General features: G+C 73.4%; 25 protein-coding genes. 13 read left to right on the top strand and 12 right to left on the bottom strand.

Annotated features, from left to right (window positions below; all coding sequences use genetic code 11):
• Positions 1-79 precede the first annotated feature (79 nt).
• Positions 80-739 carry an endonuclease NucS gene (gene nucS, locus GQS52_RS07900; protein ID WP_182312713.1) on the bottom strand — a complete coding sequence of 220 codons (660 nt, stop codon included), beginning with the start codon at positions 737-739 and terminating at the stop codon, positions 80-82.
• Positions 740-953: 214 nt separating this feature from the next.
• On the opposite strand from nucS, the gene GQS52_RS07895 reads away from it, so the two are divergent.
• Entirely contained in the window at positions 954-1,346 is a 393-nt protein-coding gene (locus GQS52_RS07895) for an SCO5389 family protein (RefSeq protein WP_182312711.1), read from the top strand.
• A gap of 117 nt (positions 1,347-1,463) precedes the next feature.
• Here GQS52_RS07895 and GQS52_RS07890 read toward each other — a convergent pair whose 3' ends face one another.
• Positions 1,464-2,492, bottom strand: coding sequence for an LLM class flavin-dependent oxidoreductase (locus GQS52_RS07890; protein ID WP_182312709.1), 1,029 nt, complete (start codon positions 2,490-2,492; stop codon positions 1,464-1,466).
• A 191-nt stretch (positions 2,493-2,683) separates the two neighbouring features.
• Here GQS52_RS07890 and GQS52_RS07885 point away from each other — a divergent pair, with 191 nt between their 5' ends.
• On the top strand, positions 2,684-2,998 hold the full coding sequence (locus GQS52_RS07885; RefSeq protein ID WP_182312707.1) for an ATP/GTP-binding protein: 315 nt from the start codon (positions 2,684-2,686) through the stop codon (positions 2,996-2,998).
• Between the two features lie 51 nt (positions 2,999-3,049).
• On the opposite strand, the gene GQS52_RS07880 is transcribed toward GQS52_RS07885, so the two are convergent.
• From GQS52_RS07880 to mce, 5 genes are all read right to left on the bottom strand, one after another.
• Positions 3,050-3,817: an ABC transporter permease gene (locus GQS52_RS07880; protein ID WP_182312705.1), complete on the bottom strand. Its 768-nt coding sequence runs from the start codon at positions 3,815-3,817 to the stop codon at positions 3,050-3,052.
• A gap of 2 nt (positions 3,818-3,819) precedes the next feature.
• On the bottom strand, positions 3,820-4,827 hold the full coding sequence (locus GQS52_RS07875) for an ABC transporter ATP-binding protein (RefSeq protein ID WP_182312703.1): 1,008 nt from the start codon (positions 4,825-4,827) through the stop codon (positions 3,820-3,822).
• 202 nt (positions 4,828-5,029) lie between these two features.
• Complete coding sequence (locus GQS52_RS07870) at positions 5,030-5,965, bottom strand: cellulose-binding protein (protein ID WP_182312701.1); 936 nt, start codon at positions 5,963-5,965, stop codon at positions 5,030-5,032.
• A gap of 102 nt (positions 5,966-6,067) precedes the next feature.
• Positions 6,068-10,441 (bottom strand): polarized growth protein Scy, encoded by a 4,374-nt coding sequence (gene scy, locus GQS52_RS07865; protein ID WP_182312699.1) that lies wholly within the window; start codon positions 10,439-10,441, stop codon positions 6,068-6,070.
• Between the two features lie 292 nt (positions 10,442-10,733).
• Positions 10,734-11,162: a methylmalonyl-CoA epimerase gene (gene mce, locus GQS52_RS07860; protein WP_182312698.1), complete on the bottom strand. Its 429-nt coding sequence runs from the start codon at positions 11,160-11,162 to the stop codon at positions 10,734-10,736.
• A 180-nt stretch (positions 11,163-11,342) separates the two neighbouring features.
• On the opposite strand from mce, the gene GQS52_RS07855 reads away from it, so the two are divergent.
• Positions 11,343-12,554, top strand: coding sequence for an acetyl-CoA C-acetyltransferase (locus tag GQS52_RS07855; RefSeq protein ID WP_182312696.1), 1,212 nt, complete (start codon positions 11,343-11,345; stop codon positions 12,552-12,554).
• 60 nt (positions 12,555-12,614) lie between these two features.
• Positions 12,615-13,574: a methylmalonyl Co-A mutase-associated GTPase MeaB gene (gene meaB, locus GQS52_RS07850; RefSeq protein ID WP_182312693.1), complete on the top strand. Its 960-nt coding sequence runs from the start codon at positions 12,615-12,617 to the stop codon at positions 13,572-13,574.
• 108 nt (positions 13,575-13,682) lie between these two features.
• On the opposite strand, the gene GQS52_RS07845 is transcribed toward meaB, so the two are convergent.
• From GQS52_RS07845 to GQS52_RS07830, 4 genes are all read right to left on the bottom strand, one after another.
• Entirely contained in the window at positions 13,683-14,147 is a 465-nt protein-coding gene (locus GQS52_RS07845; protein ID WP_182312691.1) for a MarR family transcriptional regulator, read from the bottom strand.
• A gap of 152 nt (positions 14,148-14,299) precedes the next feature.
• Positions 14,300-15,073, bottom strand: a complete 774-nt coding sequence (locus GQS52_RS07840; RefSeq protein ID WP_259370646.1) for an AIM24 family protein — start codon at positions 15,071-15,073, stop codon at positions 14,300-14,302.
• Positions 15,070-15,720, bottom strand: coding sequence for an AIM24 family protein (locus GQS52_RS07835; protein ID WP_182312689.1), 651 nt, complete (start codon positions 15,718-15,720; stop codon positions 15,070-15,072). Before GQS52_RS07835 ends, GQS52_RS07840 begins: the two co-directional genes overlap by 4 nt.
• 2 nt (positions 15,721-15,722) lie before the next feature.
• The gene (locus tag GQS52_RS07830; RefSeq protein WP_182312688.1) at positions 15,723-16,361 is read right to left on the bottom strand and encodes an AIM24 family protein; all 639 of its coding nucleotides are present in this window, start codon (positions 16,359-16,361) and stop codon (positions 15,723-15,725) included.
• 141 nt (positions 16,362-16,502) lie between these two features.
• Between GQS52_RS07830 and GQS52_RS07825 the strand changes: the two genes are divergently transcribed.
• From GQS52_RS07825 to GQS52_RS07805, 5 genes are all read left to right on the top strand, one after another.
• Positions 16,503-16,874, top strand: coding sequence for a DUF3817 domain-containing protein (locus GQS52_RS07825; RefSeq protein ID WP_182312685.1), 372 nt, complete (start codon positions 16,503-16,505; stop codon positions 16,872-16,874).
• Positions 16,871-17,188: an MTH1187 family thiamine-binding protein gene (locus GQS52_RS07820; protein WP_182312683.1), complete on the top strand. Its 318-nt coding sequence runs from the start codon at positions 16,871-16,873 to the stop codon at positions 17,186-17,188. The genes GQS52_RS07825 and GQS52_RS07820 overlap by 4 nt, the downstream gene beginning before the upstream one ends.
• A gap of 143 nt (positions 17,189-17,331) precedes the next feature.
• A complete protein-coding gene (locus tag GQS52_RS07815) occupies positions 17,332-17,841 on the top strand; it encodes a MarR family transcriptional regulator (RefSeq protein ID WP_182312681.1) in 510 nt (169 codons plus the stop codon).
• Between the two features lie 78 nt (positions 17,842-17,919).
• Complete coding sequence (locus GQS52_RS07810) at positions 17,920-18,249, top strand: DUF3817 domain-containing protein (protein ID WP_182312679.1); 330 nt, start codon at positions 17,920-17,922, stop codon at positions 18,247-18,249.
• Between the two features lie 105 nt (positions 18,250-18,354).
• On the top strand, positions 18,355-20,055 hold the full coding sequence (locus GQS52_RS07805) for a methylmalonyl-CoA mutase family protein (RefSeq protein ID WP_182312677.1): 1,701 nt from the start codon (positions 18,355-18,357) through the stop codon (positions 20,053-20,055).
• Between the two features lie 72 nt (positions 20,056-20,127).
• On the opposite strand, the gene GQS52_RS27595 is transcribed toward GQS52_RS07805, so the two are convergent.
• Positions 20,128-20,937, bottom strand: a complete 810-nt coding sequence (locus tag GQS52_RS27595; RefSeq protein ID WP_259370645.1) for a TetR/AcrR family transcriptional regulator — start codon at positions 20,935-20,937, stop codon at positions 20,128-20,130.
• A 275-nt stretch (positions 20,938-21,212) separates the two neighbouring features.
• Between GQS52_RS27595 and GQS52_RS07790 the strand changes: the two genes are divergently transcribed.
• The 4 genes from GQS52_RS07790 (at position 21,213) to GQS52_RS07775 (ending at position 25,287) form a co-directional block, all read left to right on the top strand.
• Complete coding sequence (locus tag GQS52_RS07790; RefSeq protein WP_182312675.1) at positions 21,213-22,163, top strand: tetratricopeptide repeat protein; 951 nt, start codon at positions 21,213-21,215, stop codon at positions 22,161-22,163.
• 574 nt (positions 22,164-22,737) lie between these two features.
• On the top strand, positions 22,738-23,355 hold the full coding sequence (locus GQS52_RS07785; RefSeq protein ID WP_182312673.1) for a DUF6230 family protein: 618 nt from the start codon (positions 22,738-22,740) through the stop codon (positions 23,353-23,355).
• Positions 23,356-23,474: 119 nt separating this feature from the next.
• Positions 23,475-24,005: a DUF6114 domain-containing protein gene (locus GQS52_RS07780; RefSeq protein ID WP_182312671.1), complete on the top strand. Its 531-nt coding sequence runs from the start codon at positions 23,475-23,477 to the stop codon at positions 24,003-24,005.
• A 127-nt stretch (positions 24,006-24,132) separates the two neighbouring features.
• Complete coding sequence (locus GQS52_RS07775) at positions 24,133-25,287, top strand: hydrogenase expression protein HypF (protein WP_346268230.1); 1,155 nt, start codon at positions 24,133-24,135, stop codon at positions 25,285-25,287.
• The last annotated feature ends 51 nt before the right edge of the window (positions 25,288-25,338 follow it).

Genomic DNA, 25,338 nt, shown 5'->3' with positions numbered 1-25,338 from the left:
GAACGGGCCGGCCGACCCCGCACGCGGGGTCGGCCGGCCCGTTCCCGTTCCCGCGTGCCGCGCGGGACCGGTGCCGGTGTCAGAACAGGCGGAGCTTGTCGTCCTCGATGCCGCGCATCGCGTCGTAGTCGAGGGTCACGCAGCCGATGCCGCGGTCGGTGGCCAGCACCCGGGCCTGGGGCTTGATCTCCTGGGCGGCGAAGACGCCCTTCACCGGGGCCAGCAGGGGGTCGCGGTTGAGCAGTTCGAGGTAGCGGGTGAGCTGCTCGACGCCGTCGATCTCGCCGCGGCGCTTGATCTCGACGGCGACCGTGCCGCCGTCGGCGTCCCGGCACAGGATGTCCACCGGGCCGATGGCCGTGGGGTACTCACGCCGGATCAGGGTCCAGCCCTCGCCCAGGACCTCCATGCGGTCGGCGAGCAGCTCCTGGAGGTGGGCCTCGACGCCGTCCTTGATGAGCCCGGGGTCGACCCCCAGTTCGTGGGAGGAGTCGTGGATCACCTCCTCCATGGTGATGATCAGCTTCTCACCGGCCTTGTTGACCACCGTCCAGACGTCCTCCTCCGCCTTGAGCGTGCAGGGCGGAGACATCCAGTTGAGGGGCTTGTAGGCACGGTCGTCGGCGTGGATGGACACCGAGCCGTCTGCTTTGACCAGGATGAGCCGCGGGGCCGACGGCAGGTGGGCGGTGAGCCGGCCTGCGTAGTCGACGGAGCAGCGGGCAATGACGAGACGCACGGTCGGCAGGCTAGTCCACGCGGGGCTCCGCGGGCGATTCACGGTTGAACCGGTCGCCGGTGATGGCTGGTTGTGCTCGTATGTGCCTGGTGCGTGACGGATCCGGGCTCTACGGTTGAACGGGAAGCCGTTGTGCGGCGTGTGCGTTGCTGCGGTCTTCCTCATGTGTCCGTGCAGGCCCTCCCTGAAGAGGGGGCCGCGAGAGGAGTACCTCATGTCGCTCGACGTCTCACCGGCCCTCCTCGAAAAGGCCGAGCGAGGCGAGGTCGACGAAGCGGAATTCGTCGACTGCGTCCGGACCTCCCTGCCGTATGCCTGGGAGATGATCAGTTCTCTGGTGGACCGACTGGGCGCGGACGGGGGTCCGTTCGCCGACAACCAGGTCCCCCCGCCGGACGAGCAGGCGCGCGGGCAGCTGCTCCGGGCCCTGGCGAGCGACGCGATACGCGGAGCGCTCCAGCGGCACTTCGGGGTTCGCCTGGCCTTCCAGAACTGCCACCGCGTGGCCGTCTTCCCGCTCGGGGAGGAGGCCGACCAGGCGCACGCGCGCTTCACCTCGGTGCGGGGCCAGCTGCTCAACCAGTCGCCGCTGCTGCGGGACTGCTGAACCGCCGCGGGCGGTGTGCGGGAGGCGGAGCCCCCTGCGCACCGCCCGTTCTTCCCGCGGGCACCCGTCGCGTCGCGTGCCGCGGGCACCCGTCGCGGCGCGCGCCCGCGGGAGGCGTCAGCGCAGCAGCGGGAGCACCTCGCCGCCCAGGCGCGCCAGGTTGTGCTCGGTGGCCGCCAGGTCGCCCGAGCCCTCGGTCAGGAAGGCGAACCTGGTGATCCCGGTGGCCTCGGCGGTGGCGGCGATCCGGTCGGCGCACAGCCGCGGCGGGCCCACCGGGTGCAGGTCGCACAGCAGCGAGGTGTACGCGTGCGGGTCGCGCATGGAACGGGCCCGCCCGTCCACGGTGGTGTGGGCGCCCAGGCCCAGTTCGAACCAGCCCGGCATCGCCTTGAGCAGGGTCTCGCGGGCCTCCTCGGCGCGGTCGGCCACCTGCGCCACGCCCACCGAGACGTGCCCGGCCGCGCGCACCTGCTCGGGGGTGGCGCCGGCGGCCAGCGCCTCCCGCCGGTAGAGGCGGACCATCTCGGCCTTCTCCGCGTCGCCGCAGTGCATCCCCAGGAGCATGGGCAGTCTCCGGCGGGCGGCCAGCCGCACACTGTCCGGCGAGGTGCAGGCGACGACCACGGGCGGGGACGCCGGGCCGTCCGGCAGCTCCCCGGGCCGCGGCACCACGGCGACCTCGCGGAAGCGGTAGCGCTCCCCGTCGGCGGCCACCCGCGGCTGCCGGAGCCAGCGCAGCAGCAGGTCCAGCGACTCGGGGAAGCCCCTCTCGTACGCCTCGAGGCCGCCGCCGAAGACCTCCAGGTCCACCCACGGCCCGCCGCGGCCGACGCCGAGGGAGAAGCGGCCGCCGGACAGCAGGTGCAGCAGGGCCGCCTGTTCGCCGAGGGCCACCGGGTGGGCGTTGGGCAGCACGCTGACCGCCGTGCCGATCCCGATCCGCCGGGTGCGGCCGAGCAGCAGCGCGGCCAGTGTCACCGCCGACGGGCACGTGCCGTAGGGCACGAAGTGGTGCTCGGCGAGCCACACGTCGTCGAGCCCGGCCTCCTCCGCGGTCTCGGCGGAGCGCACCGCGCGGTGCAGCGCCTCCGCCTGTCCCTGTCCCGGGAACTGGGCCGCGAGCACGAACGCTCCGACGCGCATGGTCCTTTCCCCCTCCGCCCGATCCGGTTTCCCTCGAAGGCGATAACGCCTGACACGTGCCAAAGGCACGGCCCGGCAGGGCGATTCTCGGATAATCATGATCGTTTCGGGGTGTGCGGGCGGCATCGGCGTAGGCTTGGGCGCGGTTGCCCGACAACGATCCGTGTGATCCGTGCGATGTGAGGTGTGCCGTGTCGCCGCGCAGAAACCGCCCCAGGCCGGGCGCTCTCCCCGCCGAGCGCCCGGGCGGCCCGGTCTTCGGCCACGAGCGCACCGTGGACTGGCGCGGCGAGGAGTGGACGGTCCGTCAGGTGTCCGGCTCCGCCGGGAAGTACTACCGGTGCCCCGGCTGCGACCAGGAGATCCCCCCGGGCACGGGGCACGTGGTGGCCTGGCCCGAGTACGGGGGAGTGGACGACCGCCGGCACTGGCACGGATCCTGCTGGAACGCGCGCGACCGCCGCAGCGCGAAGCTGCAGCGGTCGCGGAACGCCCCCCGCCACTGAGGGACGGGGCCCCGGCGGGCCGGGGGGAGGCCGGTGAGGGGGCGGACGCCCTCAGGCGTCGCGCTTCTTCAGCACCAGGTAGCCGCCCGCCAGCGCGGCCACCACCCACAGCGCCATGATCCCCAGCCCGCCCCACGGGCCGTACGGGGCGTCGCCCATGGGCACGGCCTGCATGATGCGCGCGCCGGCCTGGTCGGGGAAGTACTGCGCCACCTCCTTCGCCTTGGGAACCGCGGCGAGGATGCTGGAGACCAGGAAGAAGAACGGCATCAGGATGCCGAGCGAGAGCATCGGGCTGCGCAGCATCGCCGTCACCCCCATGGCGAACATCGTGATCAGGGTCATGTACAGCCCGGCGCCGAACACCGCGCGCAGCACGCCCTCCTCGGCCAGGGTGGTGGCCCGCTGCCCCAGGAACGCCTGGCCCACGAAGAACGCCGTGAAGCTGGTCACCATCCCGGTCACCAGGGCCAGCGCCGTCGCCACGGCGACCTTGGCGGCGAGCAGCACGCCCCGCTGCGGCACCGCGGCCAGCGAGGAGCGGATCATCCCGGTGCTGTACTCCCCGCCGATCACCAGGACGCCGAAGACGATCAGGGCCAGCTGGCCGAGGAACATCCCGGAGAAGCTGGTCTGCGCCGCGTCGAACATCGCCCGGTCGGCCGGCGGCGCGTCCCCCCAGGTCGCGGTGACCAGGGCGGAGATGCCACCGCCCACGGCGACGGTGACGGCGAACGCGGTGACCAGCGTCCACACCGTCGACCGCACCGACCTGACCTTGGTCCACTCCGACTGCAGTACCGCTGTGGCTGACGCCATGGTCAGGACTCCTTTCCCTGCTTGCGCTGCTCCCACGAGCCGCCCCACTGCTGAACCGCCCCGCCGGGCACCGCGCCCGGAACGGGCACCGCGCCCGGCACGGGGGCCCCGGCCTGGTACTCCACCGAGGCGGCCGTCATCCGCATGAACGCCTCCTCCAGGGAGGCGCGCTGCGGGCTGAGCTCGTGCAGCACGAGCCCGTGCTCGGCCGCGAGTTCGCCGATCCGCTCCGCCGGGAGGTCCTCGACCTCGAGGGCGCCGTCGGCGGCGGTCGCGGGCGCGGAGGCCCCCGCCTTCGCCAGGGCGTCGCGCAGCCGCTCGGGCTCGGGGGTGCGGATCCGCACGAAGGAGCGGGAGTTGACGGCGATGAAGTCGGCCATCGAGGTGTCCGCGAGCAGCTTGCCGCGGCCGATGACGATGAGGTGGTCGGCGGTCAGCGCCATCTCGCTCATCAGGTGGCTGGAGACGAACACCGTCCGCCCCTGGGCCGCGAGGTCCTTCATCAGGTTGCGGATCCAGTGGATGCCCTCGGGGTCGAGGCCGTTGACCGGCTCGTCGAACATCAGGATCCGCGGGTCGCCGAGCAGCGCCGCCGCGATGCCGAGGCGCTGCCCCATGCCGAGGGAGAAGCCCCCGGAACGCTTCTTCGCCACCGCGGTGAGGCCGACGGTCTCCAGGACCTCGTCGACCCTGGCGCGGGGGATGCGGTTGCTCTGCGCCAGGCAGAGCAGGTGGTTGTGGGCGGTGCGGCCGCCGTGCACGGCCTTCGCGTCCAGGAGCGCGCCGATGTGCTTCAGCGGCTCGTCCAGCTGCCGGTAGTGCTTGCCGTCTATCCGCACCGAGCCGGCGGTGGGCCGGTCCAGGTCCAGCATCATGCGCATCGTGGTGGACTTCCCGGCGCCGTTGGGCCCGAGGAAGCCCGTGACGACGCCCGGGCGCACCGAGAACGTCAGGTTGTCGACGGCCAGCTTGTCGCCGTAGCGCTTGGTCAGGCCCTCCAGTTCGATCATGTGCTCCACGCTATGCGCCCGGCCGCCCGCCGCCTACCTCGCCGGGTCGACGAATCGGTAACAACCCGGCGGGCCGGGGCCCGGAGACGGCGGATCCCCCCGCCCGGGAGGGCGGGGGGATCCGGTGCGGTGCGCCGGGAGCGCGTCCCGCGGTGCGTCCCTGCGGGATCCCGCGGGGCCGGTGCGGCCCCGCGGGGCCGGCTCAGCGGCTCTGCTGGGCCGGGACGCCGCGGGAGGTGCCCTCGTCGTCCGGGGTGCCGGTGGCGGCCACCGCGGCGCCGGTCAGCGTGGCCAGCATCTCGCGGACGTTGGTCAGCTGGGCGTTGATGCTGTCGCGGCGGTTGGTCAGGGCGGCCAGCTCGCGCTCGGACTCCGAACGGATCCGGTCGGCCTTGGCGTTGGCGTCGGCCACGATGTCCTCGGCCTGGCGCTGGGCGGTCTCCACCGTCTGGCGGGCGCGGCGCTCGGCGTCGGTGCGCAGCTTCTCGGCCTCCAGGCGCAGCTGCTCGGCGCGGTGCTCGATCTCGGCGAGGCGCTTCTCGGCCTTGGCCTGGCGGGAGGCCAGGTCGCGCTCGGACTGCTCGCGGCGCTTGGCCAGGTTGGTCTCGAAGTCGGCCGCGGCCTGGGCCGCCTTGGCGCGGGTCTCCTCGAAGAGGGCGTCCGCCTCCTCGCGCTTGTTCTGCGCGTCCTTGGTGGCCTCGGCGCGCAGCTGCGACGCCTCGCCCTTGGCCTTCTCGACGATCCGGACGCCCTCGTCCTCGGCCTTGGCCTTGCGCTCGGTGGCGAACGCCTCGGCGTCGGCGCGCACCTGCGCGGCGGCGCTCTCGGCCAGCTCGCGGTGCTGCTCGGCCGCGCGGCGGGCCTCCTCCCGGAGGTCCTTCGCCTCCTCCTCGGCGAGCCGGAGGATCTTCTCGACCCGGGCCCCGAGACCGGCGTACGACGGCTCCGCGTCGTTCACCTGGGTCTGGACGTTCTGGGTCTCGAGGTGGAGCTCCTCAATTCGCTTCTCGAGCGCGGTGATCCTGGCCAGAGCACTGTCGCGGTCGGCAACGAGCTTGGTGATGCGGTCGTCCACCTGCGTGCGGTCGTACCCACGCCGCACTAGCTCGAAGCCGAAGGGGGATGAGGTGTCGCTCATGGGGTTCCTGTCGAAAGAGACCGGTGAGGTGATAGTGGAAATCCTAGGGGTCTTACCGGCGTGTCATCGAGTCAATGCGTTGTCAATCCGGTAATTGTCCCCTCAATCGAGTGGCGCGTCGTCAGAACGCTTGCCGTTCGAACGTGTGCTGCCCGCACCGGTGCCCGCCTTGACGGTTTCCTGACGTTCCGTCCCCTTCTTGCCGTTTCCGGCGGACGGGGCCTGGAACGACTCCAGCGCCTCCAGGACGTCCTGCACGCGGGAGATCTCCGCGTTGATGTCCCTGCGGCGCTGCACCAGTTGGTCCAGCTCACGCCTTCCCCCGTCGATCATGCGCTCGGCCTCGGCCTTCGCCTCGGCCACCAGCCGCTCCGCCTCGCGCTCGGAATCGGCCTTCTTCTGCTCCGCCTCCTTCAGCAGAGCCTCGGCCCGCTTCACCGCCGCGATGCGGACCTTGCCGGCCTCGCTCGCCGCGTTCGAGGTCAGCTCGGACGCCTTGGCCCGGGCCTCCTCCAACTGCTCGGCGGCCGCGGCGACCAGCTTGTCGACCCGCTCGCCGGCCGACTTCATCGCCTCCGCGGCCTCCTTGCGGGCACGCTCGTGGAGCTCCTCCACCTCGGACTCCGCACGGCGGCGCAGCTCCTCCGCCCGCTCGCGGATCGCGGTGGAGTCGCGCCGGGCCTCGGCCAGCATGGTGTCGGCGTCGGTACGCGCCCGCTCGACCACACCGTTGCCCTCCGCGGTGGCCTCGGCGACGATCCGCTCGGCCTCGGTGCGCGCGGCACCGACCATGGTGTCGGCCTGCTCCTCGGCGGCCGCGGCGGTCCTGACCGCCTCGGACTGCGCCTCGGTGACGAGGCGGTCGGCCTGTTCGGCGGCCTCGGTGCGCCTGCGGTTGGCCTCCTCGCGGGCCTCGTCGCGGACCCGCTCCGCCTCGGCCGCGGCCTCGGCGGCGGCCCGGGCGCTCTCCTCGCGCTCCGCCTCGGCGTCCCGCCGGGCCTGCGCCAGTACCGCGGCGGCCTCCGCCCGCAGGCGGCCCGACTCGGAGACGGCGTCCGCGTGCAGGCGCTCCGCCTCCGCGGTCGACTCCTCGCGCAGCCGGTCGGCCTCGGCGACGGCCTCGCCGACCAGGTTGTCCGCCTCGGCGCGGATGCGGTCGGCCTCGGTGTTGGCCTCGATGACCAGGCGCTCCGCCTGCCGCCCGGCCTTGGCGACGCGCTCGTCCGCTTCCTCGCGGGCCTTCGTCAGGAGTTTCTCGGCCTCGGAGCGGGCCTCGGTGACGAGGCGGTCGGCCTGTTCGGCGGCCTCGGTGCGCTTGCGGTTGGCCTCCTCGCGGGCCTCGTCGCGCAGCGTGTCGGCCTCCTGCCGGGTGCTCTGCGCGTCCCGCTCGGCGGCGGCGATGTGCTCGTCCGCTTCCTCGCGGGCCTTCGTCAGGAGTTTCTCGGCCTCGGAGCGGGCCTCGGTGACGAGGCGGTCGGCCTGTTCGGCGGCTTCGGTGCGCTTGCGGTTGGCCTCCTCGCGGGCCTCGTCGCGCAGTGCGTCGGCCTCCTGCCGGGTGTTCTGCGCGTCCCGCTCGGCGGCGGCGACGTGCTCGTCCGCTTCCTCGCGGGCCTTCGTCAGGAGTTTCTCGGCCTCGGAGCGGGCCTCGGTGACGAGGCGGTCGGCCTGTTCGGCGGCTTCGGTGCGCTTGCGGTTGGCCTCCTCGCGGGCCTCGTCGCGCAGCGCGTCGGCCTCCTGCCGGGTGCTCTGCGCGTCCCGCTCGGCACCGGCCAGGACCTCGGCCGCCTCCCCGCGCAGCCGGTCCGCCTCGGCGACGGCCTCGGCGACGAGCCGGTCGGCCTGCTCGGCGGCCTCGGCGCGCCTGCGGCCGGACTCCTCGCGGGCCTCCTCGCGCAGCCGGTCCGCCTCGGCGACGGCCTCGGCGACGGTGCGCTCCGCCAGGGCGCCGGCCTGCTCGGCCGCCTCCTGCGCCTCGCGGCGCAGCCGGTCCGCGTCCTCTGCGGCGCGCTCCCGCTCGGCGTGCGCGTCCGCGCGCAGCCGGTCCGCCTCCTCCTGGGCCTCGGCGCGGGTGCGCTGCGCCGCGTGGTCGGCCGCGGAACGCAGCCCGGCGATCTCCTCCTCGGCCTGCTCGTGCAGCCCGGCGACCGCGTCGCGCACCGACTGGGCGGTCTGCTCCGCGGCGGCGACCAGCTCGGCCGACCGCCGCTCGGCCTCGGCGATCAACCGGTCGGCCTCCGCGCCGGCCTCCTCCACCCGCTTGCGGGCGGCGGCCAGCAGCTCCTCGCTCTCCCGGTGGGCGGCCGTCCGCTCGTTCTCGGCCTCCCCGCGGGCGTCGGCCAGCAGCTTCTCCGCCTCGCGCCTGCGGCGCGCCGCCTCCTCCCGGGCCGCGGCCAGGGCCTCGGCGGCCTCGGCCTCGGCCCGCTCGCGGGCCGCCTGGGCCTCGGCGCGCAGCCGGTCGGCCGCGGTCCTGGCCTCCTCGCGCAGCTGCTCCGCCTCGGCCGCGGCCTCGGTGCGCAGCCGCACCGCGACGGCCTCGCCCTCGGCCCGGCTCCCGGCGGCGTCGGAGGCCGCCTCGTCGCGCAGCCGCGCCGCCTCGGCCTCGGCCTGCTCCGTCAGGGCCCGTGCCCGTTCGGCGGCCTCGGCGCGCAGCCGCTCGGCCTCCTCCGCGGCCTCGGTGCGCAGCCGCTCGGCGTCGGCGTCCGCCTCGCGCACGGCACGCTCCGCCTCCGCCAGCCGCGCGTCGGCCTCCTCGCGCCGCCGCTCCGCCTCCGCCAGCGACTGCGCGCGGGCGCGCTCCGCGGCGGCCTCGGCGGCCGTGCGCAGCTCCTGCGCGGCCCGCTCGGCCTCGCCGGCCGTCTCCAGGGCCTGCTGCTCCGCCTCGGTGCGAAGCTTCTCCGCCTCGGCGCGGGCGCGCTCCACCGCCTCCTCGGCCTGCCGGCGCAGCGCGGAGGCGCGCTCGATGGCCTCGGTGCGCACCCGCTCGCTGTCCCCGGTGGCCTTCTCGCGCAGCTCGGCGGCGTCCGTCTTGGCCTTGGTGAGGAGCTCCTCCGCGCTGCCGGCGGCCTCCTCGATCTGCGCGACGGCCTCCCGGCGCGCCTCGGCGCGGATCCGCTCGCCCTCGGCGACGGCCTCGGCGCGCAGCTGCTCTGCCTCGCCGCGCAGCCGGCGGGCCTCCTCCTGCAGCTCGACGGCGCGGGCCCGGTACTCCTTGGTGTCGTCCTGGGCGGCGCCCTTGAGCTGCTCGGCGGCGCTCTCCGCCTCCCCGCGCAGCCGCGCGGCCTCGGCGGCGGCCTCCGCCCGGATCCGCTCGGCCTCCTCGGCGGCGGCGCGGGTGGTGGCCCTGGCGTCCTCGGACGCCTTGGTCAGCACCTCCTCCGCGGTGCGGGCGGCCTTGGCCAGCTGGGCCGCGGCGTCCTCGGACGCGGCGGTGCGGGCCTTCTCCTCGGCCTCGGCGACCAGGCGCTCGGCCTCGGCGCGGGCCTCGGCGCGGATCTGCTCCGCCTCGGCCTTGGCCGTCTCCGCGTCCTCGGTGGCCTGGTTGACCAGGCGGGCGATCTCGGTGCGGGCGGTGCGCATCCGCTGCTCGACGTCGGTCTCGGCGCCGGCCAGGCGCTTCGTCGCGGCGGCCTCGGCCTCCTCCCGCAGCCGCTCCGCCTCGGCGCGGGCCTCGCGCAGCGCGGTCTCGGCCTCCAGGGCCATCCGCTCGGCCCGGCGGGTCTGCTCCGCGCTCTCCCGGCGGGCCTCCTCGGACTCGCTGCGGGTGGAGGTGCGCAGCCGCTCGGCCTCGCCGGTGGCCTCCTCGGCCTGGGCGGACGCGGCGGCCAGCAGCCGCTCGGCGTCGGTGCGGGCGCGGCGCAGCAGCGCCTCCGCCTCGGCGCGGGCGGCCTCGCCGTCCGCGGCCATCCGCTCGCGGGCCTGCTCGGCGATCCGCCGGGCCTCGGTGCGGGCGGCCTCCAGCGCGGCCTCGGACTCGGCCCGCGCCTCGTCCATCAGGCGGCGTGCCTGGCTCTCGGCGCGGGAGCGCAGCTGCTCGGCCCAGGCGACGTTCTCGTTGACGTGGGCCTCGACGGTGGCGCGGCGCTCGGCGAGCTCCTCGTCGAGGCGGCGGCGCCGGGCCACGGCCTCGGCGTGCCACTCGGCCTCCAGCTGGGCCTGCCGCTCGGCGGTCTCCTGGAGCATCCGCTGGGTGGAGGCGCGCGCCTCGCGCACCTCGCGCTCGGCGTCGGCCCGCAACTGGTCGGCCTGGACTTGGGCGTTGCGCAGCAGCTGCTCGGCCTGGTGGCTGATGTTCTCGTAACCGCGCGGCCGGTCCAGGGCGCGGCGCGCCTCGTGGAGCTTGGCGCGCAGCACCTCGACCTGGTAACCGAGGTCGTCGGCGTGGTCGATCGCCTTTTCCCGCTCGGTCCGCAGCCGCTCCATCTCGGCCTCGAACTGAGAGAGGTGGTCCTCAGCCTCGTAGCGGTCGTAGCCACGCACTGCGCGGTCCCATCCGTCTCCTGCTCGCATCCTCGGCCGGCGCCGTTCCGTCCCGCCTCGGGCGCCTGCCCTTGCACCGGGCGGCGGCGGTTGTGGGAACCGCCGTCCGGGTGAGCTCCCGGGTCGATACCGCCTCCCCGGGAAATGGTGACAGATCCGAGGGCGGGTGCGGGCCGTGAGTCCGGCTCGCACGCCACCGACGACTGCACCCTCCCGCCGCGCCGAATCTGCACTCTACCGGGCCCAACGGATGTGCAGGAGGGATCAGATGGGGCTTCGCGCAGGTTACCGGTCAGTGCTCCTTCGCGGAGGTGACCAGTTCGGTGAGGACTCCGCCGCAGTCCTTGGGGTGCAGGAAGGTGATCCGCGAGCCCATGGAGCCGGTGCGCGGCTCGTCGTAGAGCACCCGCACGCCCTTGCCGCGGATGTCCGCGGCGTCGCCGTCGACGTCGGCGGTGCCGAAGGCGATGTGGTGCACGCCCTCGCCGTTCTTGGCCAGCCACTTGGCCACCGTGGAGTCCTCGCGGGTCGGCTCCAGCAGCTGCAGGTAGGAGGCGCCGCCGTCCGAGGTCTCATTGATCTTGAGCATGGCCTCGCGCACGCCCTGTTCCTCGTTGACCTCCGAGTGGAAGACCTCGAAGCCGTAGGTGGAGCGGTAGAACTCGACCGTCTTGTCGAGGTCGAAGCAGGCGATTCCGATGTGGTCGATACGAGTCAGCATGGAACAAGTGGACCTCATCCACGGGTTGTGGGGGAAGGCGCAACGGCGCAGGTGCGACGGCTGTCACACGCCGTGACGCAACGTGCTCGCGATCACACCGCCGTCCCGGTGACCGGGAGCACCGCCCTCAGTACATTGGGCGGAAACCCTCAGTTCGACCACCCGCGAAGGGGCCGCAGCATGACCGGTACCACTGCAGCGCAGGGAACGACCTCCGTCATCGTCGCGGGCGCCCGCACCCCCATGGGGAGGCTGCTGGGCTCGCTGCGCAGCTTCTCCGGTGCGGACCTCGGCGGCATCGCGATCAAGGCGGCACTGGACCGGGCCGGCATCGGCGGCGACCAGGTCCAGTACGTCATCATGGGCCAGGTCCTCCAGGCCGGTGCCGGCCAGATCCCCGCCCGCCAGGCCGCGGTCAAGGCCGGCATCCCGATGAACGTCCCGGCGCTGACCGTCAACAAGGTCTGCCTCTCCGGCCTCGACGCCATCGCCCTGGCCGACCAGCTCATCCGCGCCGGCGAGTTCGACGTGATCGTGGCCGGCGGCCAGGAGTCGATGACCAACGCCCCGCACCTGCTGCCGAAGTCCCGCGAGGGCTACAAGTACGGCGCGATCCAGATGCTCGACGCCATGGCGCACGACGGCCTCACCGACGCCTTCGAGAACATCGCGATGGGCGAGTCCACCGAGAAGCACAACACCCGCCTGGGCATCGGGCGCGCCGAGCAGGACGAGGTCGCCGCCCGCTCCCACCAGCTGGCCGCCGCCGCCCAGAAGAACGGCGTGTTCGACGCGGAGATCACCCCCGTGGAGATCCCGCAGCGCAAGGGCGAGCCGGTCGTCTTCTCCCAGGACGAGGGCATCCGCGGCGAGACCACCGTGGAGTCCCTGGGCAGGCTGCGCCCGGCCTTCGCCAAGGACGGCACGATCACCGCCGGCACCTCCTCGCAGATCTCCGACGGCGCCGCCGCGGTGGTCGTGATGAGCAAGGCCAAGGCCGAGGAGCTGGGCCTGGAGTGGATCGCCGAGATCGGCGCCCACGGCAACGTGGCCGGCCCGGACAACTCCCTGCAGTCGCAGCCGTCCAACGCCATCCGCCACGCCCTGGGCAAGCAGGGCCTGACCGTCGACGACCTCGACCTGGTCGAGATCAACGAGGCGTTCGCCGCGGTGGCCGTGCAGTCCGTCAAGGACCTCGGCGTGCCGATGGAGAAGGTCAACGTCAACGGCGGCGCCATCGCGCTGGGCCACCCGATCGGCATGTCCGGCGCCCGCGTCGTGCTGCACCTGGCGCTGGAGCTCAAGCGCCGCGGCGGCGGCACCGGTGCGGCCGCCCTGTGCGGCGGCGGCGGCCAGGGCGACGCCCTGATCATCACCGTTCCCGGCAAGTGACCGTTCCCGGTCGGCCCAGCGGACATTAGCGAACCGGTACGAGAGAGGTACGGAACACCCATGGCGGACGTCCCCACCCTGGTGGAGCAGGCACGGCAGGGGCGGCCGCGTGCCGTCGCCCGGCTGATCTCGCTGGTGGAGGGGGCGTCGCCGCAACTGCGCGAGGTGATGGCCGCGCTCGCCCCCCTGACGGGAGGCGCCTACGTGGTGGGCCTGACCGGCTCGCCCGGCGTGGGCAAGTCCACCTCCACCTCCGCGCTGGTGACCGCCTACCGCAAGCTGGGCAAGCGGGTCGGCGTCCTGGCCGTCGACCCGTCCTCGCCGTTCTCCGGCGGGGCGCTGCTGGGCGACCGGGTGCGCATGCAGGAGCACACCTCCGACCCGGACGTCTACATCCGCTCCATGGCCACCCGCGGCCACCTGGGCGGCCTGTCCTGGGCCGCCCCCCAGGCGGTGCGGGTGATGGACGCGGCCGGGTGCGAGGTGATCCTGGTCGAGACCGTCGGCGTGGGCCAGTCCGAGGTGGAGATCGCCGCCCAGGCCGACACCAGCGTCGTGCTGCTGGCGCCCGGCATGGGCGACGGCATCCAGGCGGCCAAGGCCGGGATCCTGGAGATCGGCGACGTCTTCGTGGTCAACAAGGCCGACCGGGACGGGGCGGACGCCACCGCCCGGGAACTCAACCACATGCTCGGCCTCGGCGAGGCCCGGCAGCCCGGCGACTGGCGGCCGCCGATCGTCAAGACGGTCGCGGCGCGCGGCGAGGGCGTCGACGAGGTCGTCGAGGCTCTGGAGAAGCACCGGGCCTGGATGGAGGAGCACGGCGTGCTGGCCGAGCGCCGCCGCCGCAGGGCCGCACTGGAGGTGGAGGCCATCGCGGTCACCGCGCTGCGCGAGCGGATCGGGGACCTGCACGGCGACCGCCGCCTGGACGCGCTGGCCGGGCGCATCGTCGCCGGCGAGCTCGACCCCTACCGTGCGGCCGACGAGCTGGTCGAGGGCCTGACGACCGCGGGCTGAACGACGGGCGGCGCCCCCCGTGCAGGGGCGCCGTCCACGAGCCGGGGACGCCCGGGCCGCAGGGGTGTGCGGCCCCGGCCCGGGCCCCGGCCCGCTGCGGGCGGGCCCCTACGGGCGTTCGCGCAGGCTGCGCAGGTGGTCGCGGACCGGGGCCAGGACGGTTTGCAGGGTCGCCCGCCCGTCGGCGTCCATGCGGTCGATGAAGTGCTCGCGCGCGGACTCCACGTGGTGCGGGGCGACCTTGCGCATCGTCTCCCAGCCGTGCTCGGTGAGCACGGCGAACAGGCCGCGGCGGTCGGACTCGCAGCTCTCGCGGCGGACCAGCCCGGCGTTCTCCATCCGGGTGATCTGGTGGGACAGGCGGCTCTTGGACTGCAGGGTGGAGCGGGCCAGGTCGCTCATCCGCATCCGGTGGTCCTCGGACTCCGAGAGGTTGACCAGGATCTCGTAGTCGTTCATGGTCAGCCCGAAGGGCTGGAGGTCGCGTTCCATCTGGTGGGTCAGGAGCCTGCTGACCTCCAGGTGCGTGCGCCACAGGCGCTGTTCGTCCTCGGTGAGCCAGGGGGTGTCCATGTGTCAATTCTACCTAAAGAAGTTGAAAAACGAATCAATCATGGCAGCCGGGTCGGCCTGCTCCGATTCTTGCGGAGCAGGCCGACCTTTTGCATATGCACACACCGGAAAATCGACTCACGTGTTCGGAATCACACTGCGGAGCCGTGCGCTCACAGTCCGAAACGGCGCTGCAGGTCCCCCAGTTGCCCCGGCAGCTGCATGCCCGCCGGGCCGTGCGCCGCCGCCTGCTGCCCCGCGCCCGAAGGCCCGTCCACCACCGGCACGACCGTCTCGCTGGACTGCAGCAGCACGGTCCCCGCCCCGGCGAACTCGTACTGGTGCTCCTCGCCCGAGACCCCTCCCAGGCCGGTCAGCTGCCTGATCCCGCCCATGACGCCGCGCAGGTAGCCGTGGTCGTAGTGGTGGCAGGGGGAGGGGCAGTCCGCCCACCCCACCAGCGCCTGCGGGTCCACCCGCAGCGGCGGCTCCACGAAGTGCACCGGGCCGTTCGAGGAGGCGATGAACTTGCCCGTGCCGAGCAGCGTGAGGAAGCCGGGGACGATCGACTGCTTGAGCGCCAGTCCCGGCTGGAAGGCGAGGAGATTGCCGGAGCGAATGGTGAGGTTGCCGTCCGTCAGGTCGTAGGAGTTGACGTCGAAGGCGCGGTCGGCGAGCACCATCCGGCCCTGCCCCGAGGCCACCACCCAGTCCGAGGTGTGCAGCGGCGAGTGGAAGTTCGCGGCCACCAGCCGGTCCAGCGGCCCGGCCCCCAGCCCCTGGAAGTCGATCCGCCCGTAGTAGGCGATCATCTTCCCCTTCTGCAGGAACCACTCGCCCTTGAGGTCGACGCTGAACGCGTAGGGGTTGACGTTGTCGTCCACCGGCAGGGAGTGCGCGTCGTGGACGACCGGCCCGCCGCCCGCGGGGCCCTGGAAGTGGTTCACAGCTTCTCCTCGCTCGCCTGCACGTACACCGTGCCGTGGCCGGACAGCTCCAGCTGGAACGCCTCGCCCGACCCCCGTCCCACCATGTCCCGCCAGCCCAGCGCCGCGGACAGCTTGTTGCGCAGCTCCCCGCGGTGGGCGACGTAGGCCTGCGGGTCCACGTGCACCGGCCGGTCCGGGGAGACGGGGAGCTCGAAGACCCCGCCGTGCGCCATGACCGCCACCGAGCCGTGCCCGGCCAGGGTGGTGGTGAACAGCCCCTGGCCGGTGACCTGCCCGCGGACCATGCCCATGACCCCGCCCTGGGAGCCCATGAACATCGTCCCCTGCCGCAGCGTCCCCTCGAAGGCCAGCAGCCGGTCCGCCTCGACGTAGAGGGTGTCCCCGGCCAGGTCGACCACGTGCACCTCGTGCCCGCCGTGGCCGAACATCACCGAGCCCGAGCCCTCGACGCTCATCAGCGGCGCCGCCTCGCCGGCGATCCGCCGGCCGATCATCGAGCCGATGCCGCCGCTCCCGCCCTGGACGTTCGGGGTGAACGACACCGCGCCGCGGTAGGCGAGCATCGCCCCGCGCTGGCTGAACAGCCGCTCGCCGGGCCGCACCCGGGCCTCGACCATCTTTGAGTTGATCCGGTGGAAACCCATGCCTACAGCTGCCCCCCGATCGTGTTGCGCTCGCTGGGCTGGACGTACACCAGGCCCTCGCCCTCGAAGCGGATCTGGAAGGACTCGCCCGAGCCCTCCCCGACCGCGGTCCGCCAGCTGATCCCGGTCTGGAACTGCTGCCGCAGGTCGCCGGTGTGCGCGACGTACGCCCCGGGGTCGACCTGGAGCGGCATGCCGTGCGAGACCCGCAGCACCACGGCCGGCCCGTCGGAGAGCAGGGCCGCCCGGCCGTGCCCCTCGACCGTGGTGGTGAACAGGCCGTTGCCCTGGCTCGCGCCGCGCAGCCCGGTGAACGACGTGCCCGTGCGCAGCGAGGCCTCCGCGCACAACAGGTTGCTCGCCTCGACGAACAGCTTCTCCCCGTTCAGCCGCACCAGGTTGACCTCGCTCGCCCGGTCGGCGAACCAGCACGTGCCGTGCCCGGCGACCTCCATCACCTCCATCTGCTCCCCGGTGATCCTGCGCGTCACCATCCCGCGCAGGCCCTCACCGCCGCCCGTCATCTTCTTGAACGACATCCGGCCGTCGTAGGCGACCATCGAGCCGTTCCTGGCCTTCACGGCGTCGCCGGCCATGTCGACCGCGAGCACCTTGGTCCCTTGGAGTCGAAACTGAGCCACGGCCCGACGCTACCCCTCCGGGGGCCCCGCGGACGGGTGCCGGGTCGGCTGTGGCGATAATGGGACCCGCCGAGCTTGTGCACGCCTTCACAAGCCCCGGCGCCCCGTGCCCGTGCCCCGCCCACCAGAGGAACCCCGCCCGTGGACGTGAAGACCGCCTCCGCCGTACGCCGATTCCGCCTCGTCTCCTTCGTCGAGGCGGTGTCCTTCGTCGTGCTGCTGGCCGCCTCGGTGCTCAAGCGCACCACCGACTTCAACGCGGTCCCCGTGCTGGGTGCCGTGCACGGCTTCCTGTTCGTGCTCTTCTGCCTCTTCCTGCTGGACGCCTGGAACCGCACCAAGTGGTCCCTGGGCCGCCCGGTGCTGTACTTCGTGCTCTCGGTGATCCCCTTCGCCGGCTTCTACGCGGAGCGCCTGCTCAAGGCGGAGGAGGAGCGGTGGGTCGCCGCCGCCCACGGGCGCAAGGCGCAGGACGCGCCGGGCGACCGGGACGAGCAGGCGGTGGGTGCGTGATCGTCGCCTTCTCGGTCACCCCGCTGGGCGTCGGCGAGGACGTGGGGGAGTACGTCGCCGACGCCGTCCGCGTGGTCCGCGAGTCCGGCCTGCCGAACCGCACCGACGCGATGTTCACCTGTGTCGAGGGGGAGTGGGACGAGGTGATGGACGTGGTCCGCCGCGCCGTCGCCGCGGTCGAGGCCCGCGCGCCCCGGGTGAGCCTGGTCCTCAAGGCCGACGTCCGCCCCGGCGTCACCGACGGCCTCACCTCCAAGGTCGCCGCCGTCGAGCGCCGGCTGGCGGACGGCCCCGGGACGCCTGCGGCGTCCTAGCCCCCGCGGGTCCCGCGGCCGCCCGGGCGGCCGCGGGACCCGCGCCGCCCGTCCGGCCTGCCGCGGGGCCCGCACAGGGCCGCGCAGGGCCGCACAGTGAGACAGGGAACTCCCCCGAACGGCGGACCTATAGGCTTCCTGGCGTGCCGAAGTCCCTCAGTCTTCCGTTCGACCCCATCGCGCGCGCCGACGAGCTGTGGCGGCAGCGGTGGGGCGCCGTGCCGGCGATGGCCGCCATCACCTCGATCATGCGGGCCCACCAGATCCTGCTGTCCCAGGTCGACGCGGTGGTCAAGCCCTACGGGCTCACCTTCGCCCGCTACGAGGCGCTGGTGCTGCTGACCTTCAGCAAGGCCGGCGAGCTCCCCATGTCCAAGATCGGGGAGCGGCTGATGGTCCACCCCACCTCGGTGACCAACACCGTCGACCGGCTGGTGCGCTCCGGCTTCGTGGACAAGCGCCCCAACCCCAACGACGGCCGCGGCACCCTGGCCTCGATCACCGCGCGGGGCCGGGAGGTCGTGGAGGGCGCGACCCGCGACCTGATGGCCATGGATTTCGGCCTGGGCGCGTACGACGACGAGGAGTGCGCGGAGATCTTCGCCATGCTGAGGCCGCTGCGGCTGGCCGCCGGGGACTTCGAGGAGAAGTAAGGGCGGGGTAAAGGCACGGCAAAGCGGGGGTCGGGGGCGCCGTCGGGGACGCAGGGCCGCCCGGTTACCCTCAAACGCATGAAGCAGAGTGTGCTGACCCGCTACCGGGTCATGGCGTACGTCACTGCCGTGATGCTGCTGGTGCTGTGCACCTGCATGGTCTTCAAGTACGGCTTCGGCACGGGCGAGGACGTCACCTTCGCGGTCTCCCAGCTCCACGGCCTCCTCTACATCCTCTACGTGGTCTTCGCCTTCGACCTCGGCTCCAAGGCGAAGTGGGGCTTCGGGAAGATCGTCGGCGTGCTGCTGGCCGGCACGATCCCGGTCCTCGGCGTGGTGGTCGAGCGGAAGATCTCCCGCCAGGTCGAGCCGCTGGTGGAGCCGGCCCCGGAGCCGGTCCGGGCCTGACGCCACTCCTGCGGCGGCACCCGTCCGGGGGGCTTTTCCGAGTCGCACGGCAAAAAATACTTGGACGTCCTAGTAATTGCTCGGACGTCCAAGTACTTTCGTCGTATGGACGTCGACGCCGTTGAAGAAGGCCGCCGCCGCTGGCAGGCCCGATACGACTCCGCCCGCAAGCGCGACGCGGACTTCACCACCCTGTCCGGGAACCCGGTCGAGCCGGTCTACGGCCCGGCCCCCGGGGAGACCCGCCCCGGCTTCGAGCGCATCGGCTGGCCCGGCGAGTACCCCTTCACCCGGGGACTGCACCCGACCGGCTACCGCGGGCGCACCTGGACCATCCGCCAGTTCGCCGGGTTCGGCAACGCCGAGCAGACCAACGAGCGCTACCGGATGATCCTGGACGCCGGCGGCGGCGGCCTGTCCGTCGCCTTCGACATGCCCACCCTGATGGGCCGCGACTCCGACGACCCGCGCTCCCTGGGGGAGGTCGGCCACTGCGGAGTGGCGATCGACTCCGCCGCCGACATGGAGGTCCTCTTCCGGGGCATCCCGCTCGGCGAGGTCACCACCTCCATGACGATCTCCGGGCCCGCGGTGCCGGTCTTCTGCATGTACCTGGTGGCCGCGGAACGGCAGGGCGTCGACCCGTCGGTGCTCAACGGCACCCTGCAGACCGACATCTTCAAGGAGTACATCGCGCAGAAGGAGTGGCTCTTCGCGCCCGAGCCGCACCTGCGCCTCATCGGCGACCTGATGGAGTACTGCGCGAAGGGCATCCCCGCCTACAAGCCGCTGTCGGTCTCCGGCTACCACATCCGCGAGGCCGGCTCCACGGCCGCGCAGGAGCTCGCCTACACCCTCGCCGACGGCTTCGGCTACGTCGAGCTCGGCCTCTCCCGCGGCCTGGACGTCGACACCTTCGCCCCGGGCCTGTCCTTCTTCTTCGACGCGCACCTCGACTTCTTCGAGGAGATCGCCAAGTTCCGCGCCGCCCGCCGGATCTGGGCCCGCTGGCTGCGGGACGTCTACGGCGCGAAGACCGACAAGGCCCAGTGGCTGCGCTTCCACACCCAGACCGCCGGCGTCTCGCTCACCGCCCAGCAGCCCTACAACAACGTGGTGCGCACCGCGGTGGAGGCCCTGGCCGCGGTGCTCGGCGGCACCAACTCCCTGCACACCAACGCCCTCGACGAGACCCTGGCGCTGCCCTCGGAGCAGGCCGCCGAGATCGCCCTGCGCACCCAGCAGGTGCTGATGGAGGAGATCGGGGTCACCTCCGTGGCCGACCCGCTGGGCGGCTCCTGGTACGTCGAGGCGCTGACCGACCGCATCGAGGCCGAGGCCGAGGCGATCTTCGACCGGATCAAGGAACTGGGCGCCCGCGCGGTCCCCGACGGCAACCACGCCGTCGGCCCGATGACCTCCGGGATCCTGCGCGGCATCGAGGACGGCTACTTCACCGGCGAGATCGCCGAGGCCGCCTTCCGCTACCAGCAGGCGCTGGAGAAGGGCGAGAAGAGGGTCGTCGGCGTCAACTGCCACCACGGCTCGGTCACCGGCGACCTGGAGATCCTGCGGGTCAGCCACGAGGTGGAGAAGGAGCAGGTGCGCGTCCTCGCCGACCGCCGCGCCGCCCGCGACGACGCCGCGGTCGACGCCGCCCTGGGCCGGATGCTGGATGCCGCCCGCGGCGGGGAGAACATGATCCCGGCGATGCTGGACGCGGTCCGCGCCGAGGCCACCCTCGGCGAGATCTGCGGCGTCCTGCGCGAGGAGTGGGGCGGCTACACCGAGCCCGCCCGGTTCTGAACCCGCCGGGCCCGCACGGCCCCGGCCGGCGGCGCCCCCCGGCGGCGCTCTCCGGCAACGCCCCGCGCGAGGTCAGGCGCGCGGGGCGTTGCCGGCCCCTTCCTGCTCCCGGATCTGCCGGTCGGCCTCCGCCATCCCGCCGAGCAGCAGGGTGGTGAAGGCGCGGGCCCACGCCTCGTCCACCGGCTCGGCGCTGACCAGGGTGCGGTTGACCACCGCCCCGGCGATCACGTCGAAGACCAGGTCCGTGCTGCGGGCCGCCGCGCGGGCCCCCGGGCCCGGCCCCTCCCCGCCGGCCCCGCCGCAGCCCGCGCAGCCCGCGGCCTCCGCGCCCCCCGGGCCCTCCGCGTTCCCCGCACTCTCCGCGTTCCCCGCACTCCCCGGGCAGTCCGCGCGGTCCGCGCAGTTTTGTGCCCCGGGCGCGTCCGGGGGGAGCTCCCCCCGCTCCTGGGCCCGCCGGCGCCCCTGGACGACCAGGTGCCGCTGCCGGCCGACGATGGCGTCGCGGATCCGCAGCCGCAGCGCCGGGTCGCGGGCCGACTCGGCCATCACCGCCATCAGCGCCGTCTTGGTCTCCGGCCGATCGAGCAGTTCGCCGATCTGCCGCACCATGTCCTCCACGTCGGCCCGCAGGCTCCCGCGGTCGGTCAGCCGCAGTTCGTCGAAGAGCACGGCCACCGCGTCCACGACCAGTTCGCTCTTGGACGACCAGCGCCGGTACAGGGTCGTCTTGGCGACGCCGGCCCGGGCCGCCACGTCCCCCATCGTCAGCCGCCCCCAGCCCAGTTCGACCAGGGCCGTGCGGGTGGCGGCGAGGATGGCGGCGTCGGCCTCGGCGCTGCGCGGCCGGCCGGTCCGCCTGGCGTTGCCGAAGGTGGCCATGGACGCTCCTGGAGTGCTCGCGGGGGAGGAGAGGCAAGGACGATACCCCCGGGGGTGCCCGCCGGGCCCCCGCGGCGCGGGGTGAGGCGGATCACCGTCCCCGCCCCCGGGCGCCCTTGCCCGCCCGGCTCCCCGGCACTTACGCTACGACCCGTAGCGTAAGAGCGACAGCCACTGGCGCGAGGTGGGGACCCCGCGCCGCACGAGGCCGCCGGAGCGCGCCGGACCGGCAGCCGGTTTCACACATGCCCGGCCGAGGGGGGAGGATTGGCGCCATGCAGCCACGGAACATGTCCATGAGCGGCGTGGTCGACCTCGCCGCGGTGAAGGCGGCCAGCGAGGCCAGGCAGAAGGCGGAGGCCCGCCCGCAGGCGGGCCCGGGTTCCCGGGACGCCGCGGCCGGCGCCCGGCTCGTGTTCGACGTCACCGAGGCCGGGTTCGAGGCCGACGTCCTCCAGCGCTCGGCCGAGGTCCCGGTCGTGATCGACTTCTGGGCCGAGTGGTGCGGGCCCTGCAAGCAGCTCGGCCCGGTCCTGGAGCGGCTGGCCGCCGAGTACGCCGGCCGTTTCGTGCTGGCCAAGGTCGACGTCGACGCCAACCAGATGCTGGCCCAGCAGTTCGGCATCCAGGGCATCCCCGCGGTGATGGCGGTGGTCGGCGGCCAGTTGGTGCCGCTGTTCCAGGGCGCCTCCCCGGAGGCCCAGATCCGGCAGGTGCTCGACCAGCTGATCGAGGTGGCCGAGACGCAGTTCGGGATCGTGGGCGCCCCCGTCGAGCCGGGCGAGGGGGCCGCGGCGGCCCCCGAGGCCCCGCAGGACCCGGTGCTGGCGGCCGCGCACGACGCGCTCGACCGCGGCGACCTGGGCGGCGCGATCCAGGCCTACCGCAACGTCCTCTCCGACCGGCCCGGCGACGCCGAGGCCAAGCTCGGCCTGGCGCAGGCCGAACTCCTGCAGCGGGTGCAGGGACTGGACGCGCAGGCGGTGCGCAGGGAGGCGGCGGAGAAGCCGTCGGACCCGCGGGCGCAGATCGCCGCGGCAGACCTGGACATGGTCGGCGGCCACGTGGAGGACGCCTTCTCCCGCTTGGTCGACACCGTCCGCCGCACCGTCGGCGAGGACCGGGACGCGGTGCGGGTGCGGCTGCTGGAGCTCTTCGAGGTGATCGGGGCCGACGACCCGCGGGTCGTCGCGGCCCGTACGGCGCTGGCGAGGGTGCTCTTCTAGCGGGCGTATCGAGTTTTAACGTTTCGCCGCCGTACTTTACCAAATCTTGATGAAGCACGGCGGCTATTACTTGCGGTAAGTCGACCTCCGGGCCCCGGGGGTCTTTGCGGCTTCCTGTCACGTTTTCGCCCGATGGCCGCCGGTCACTCAGGGTGGCGATCGTCACTTTCCGGAAACACCTGCGCCCACACAGTCGTTACCCGCTGGTAACGAACCACTTGTGCGGCAGCCCCCGATGGACCACGATCGGCCAAGCTCGGTCCGTCCCGCAGCCCGGCATCCGGCCGGTGCGAAGGGGACGGGTCCCCACCGGGCGGACGGCACCGCGGTGCCGTCCGGACAGGGGGGTCTCCGCCACCGGCGGAGCCTGTCCAGCAGGTTGCGCGAGAGCGTGGCCAGTGGTTGTCGCTCGGGGGTGATCGCCGTTGTCGCCGGTCCTGCGCTGGTGTCCACCAGTTCCGGCCGGCCTGGGCGCATCTCCTTCCCGAGGACGTAGCTCTTCTCCCATCCCAGGTGGATTCGCGGCCCGCAACGGGCCTCCACCGGAGATGTACGTCCGAGAAGGAGGAAAGTCATGGAGTCTATGGCTCGTGGCCGCACCAAGTGGAAGCGGTTCGCAGTCGTCATGGTGCCCAGCGTCGCGGCGACCGCCGCGATCGGTGTGGCGCTCGGACAGGGCGCGCTCGCGGCCTCGTTCAGCGTCTCCGGGCAGCAGTTCAAGGTCGCCGCGGAGCGTCTGGACGGAAACGGTTTCGTCCAGTACGGCGCGCTGGACACCAAGCACAACGGCGAGAAGGTGCCGGTCGCGGTCTCGGCGTTCGACAGCGCCACGATCAAGAACCTGTGCCAGTCCGTGGTGCTCCCCGTTCCCGGCTTCGGCGACGTGTCGCTGAACCTGGGCGCGGGTGGCGGGAAGGACCCGGTCGAGGCCAAGAACCTCTACATCGACCTGGACACCCTGTCCGCCGATGCCACGTTCACCAACATCGACATCGGCACGGCCGTCGGGTCCACCACCAAGGGCCCGGGTGTCAAGAAGGGCGACGCCGCCCTGCCGGGGTCGTTCTCCCAGCAGGCGGAGAGCGTCGTGCTGACCGATGTGAAGCAGACCGCGTGGGCGACCACCGCGGGAACCTTCAAGCTCTCGGGCCTGAACATGAAGGTCCTCAAGGGCAAGCACGAGTGCTACTGATGCACTGAGCGGCGCGGGCGGGGAGCCCTGGGTGCCTCCGCCCGCGCCGCACCCCCTCAGCGACCGGACAGGCCATGTCCCGGTTCGACCGATCGACAGTCCCAGGGAGATGCATTTCCATGAGTGCCGAGTCGCAAGAACTGAGTGACCGCCTCGGCAGCTGGCGCCGTTCCTTCCGGACGTGGCGGTGGCAGCGCCCGTTCTGGGCGGGGCTGCTGACCCTTCTCGGGGGGCTGCCGATCGCGTACTTCCCCTACGCCAACCTCACCCTCGGCCAGTTGAGCATCCGGATGGCCACCACCGCCGGGGCCGGCTCCCTGATCATCGGCGTCCTGCTGGTGGTGCTGGGCCTGACCATGTGGTTCCAGCCCCTGGTGCGCACCTTCTCCGGGGTCGCCGCGATCCTCCTGGCCCTGGTCTCCCTGGTGGTCTCCAACATCGGCGGCTTCGTGATCGGGTTCCTGCTGGCCCTGCTCGGCGGCGCCCTGGCCCTGTCCTGGGTCCCGCCCCGACCGGCCGCGGAGGCCGACGCCCCCGCGGAGCACGACGAGAGCACACCGAACGACAGCGCAGGATTCACGCTCCAGAAGGCCGCGGCAGGCCCCGGGGCGGACGACGAGTCTACGAACGGGAGGCACCGTGCGGGGTGACGAGGCGCAAGCGGCGCCGGACGGCCGGGCCCGCGCCACCGGGCCGGGGCCGCGGCACGCGGCCCCCAGGAAGTCGTTGCTGACCCGCCTGCAGGTCCCGACGGGCAGGGCGATCGCACTCGCGGCCATGCCCACCGCGGTTCTGATGGGCATGGGGCTGACCCCCAAGCTCGCCCAGGCGGACGAGCTGCCGGAGAACCCCTTCGCGCCGGGCCCGTGCGTGACCCAGCCCGACCGGCCGCCGGAGGAGGAGGAGACGCAGTCGGCCACCCCGGCCCCCGCGGCCCCCTCTGCCGGAGCCTCGGCGCCGGCCGCGCAGGAGCCGTCGGGCGGCGGGACGGCACCGCGGCCCGGCGCGAGTACGGGCGGTGGGGGAGCGGGAGAGGCCCCGGCCCCGACCGCCTCGCCGACCGCCCCCGCGCAGGAGGACGCGCAGCAGCAGGAGGCGGCCGCCGAGGAGGACGGGCGCACCGGGCTGCTCGACCCGATCATCGACCCGATCAAGGACTTCTTCGAGGGCGGCCCGAAGGGCGACGAGCCGCAGGAGCCCGCCGGGGAGGAGGCCGCGGCCTCTCCCTCGCCGAGCGCCACCGCCCCGCAGGAGGGCACCGGTGACCCGGCCGGCGACGCTGCGGAGAAGGCCGGGGACGCGGCGAAGGACGCCGCGGACACCGCGGGCGACGCCGCGCGGCAGGCCGCCGAGGACGCCGCGTCCGCCGAACCCGTGGAGCCCGCGGAGTCCGCCGGGCCCGCGGAGTCCGCGGACGCGACGGAGCCGGAGCAGGCCGACGGCAAGCAGCCCTACCCCTGCCCCACCTACGACGCCGAGGCCCTGGCCGACGCCGAGTACGAGAAGACCCCCACCCTCCTGCCGGACCGCCCCTGGACCCTGGAGACCAGCCTGCTGGCCCTGCACGGTCTGGACTACAAGGGGATCGTGAAGGTCAGGACGGCGAACGGGACCGTCAAGGACGTCCTGAAGTTCACCGCGAGCGGCGTCGACATCCGCGACCTGCACCAGCTGGTCGACGGCGGCGGCGGCGTCACCTACCACGTCCAGGCACGCAAGGGTTCGACCTCGGAGATCCGCAACGGCACGGTGACCATGTACACCGAGTCGCTCAAGGGCAACCTCTTCGGGCTGATCCCGGTCACCTTCAGCCCCGAGAGCCCGCCCCCGCTCAACGTCCCCGAGGCGTTCTTCACCAAGGTGACGGTCGTGCAGGCCGGCCAGTTCGGCGGCACGCTGAAGATCCCCGGAATGCGCCTGTACAACGACTGAGCCCGTCCGGGAGCCGCGAAACGGCGCCGGGCGCCGGAACCCCGAGGGGTC

The sequence above is a fragment of the Streptomyces sp. SCUT-3 genome, assembly GCF_014083985.1.
Lineage (GTDB): Bacteria > Actinomycetota > Actinomycetes > Streptomycetales > Streptomycetaceae > Streptomyces_H > Streptomyces_H thermolineatus.
This window is presented reverse-complemented; position numbering and strand designations above follow the sequence as displayed.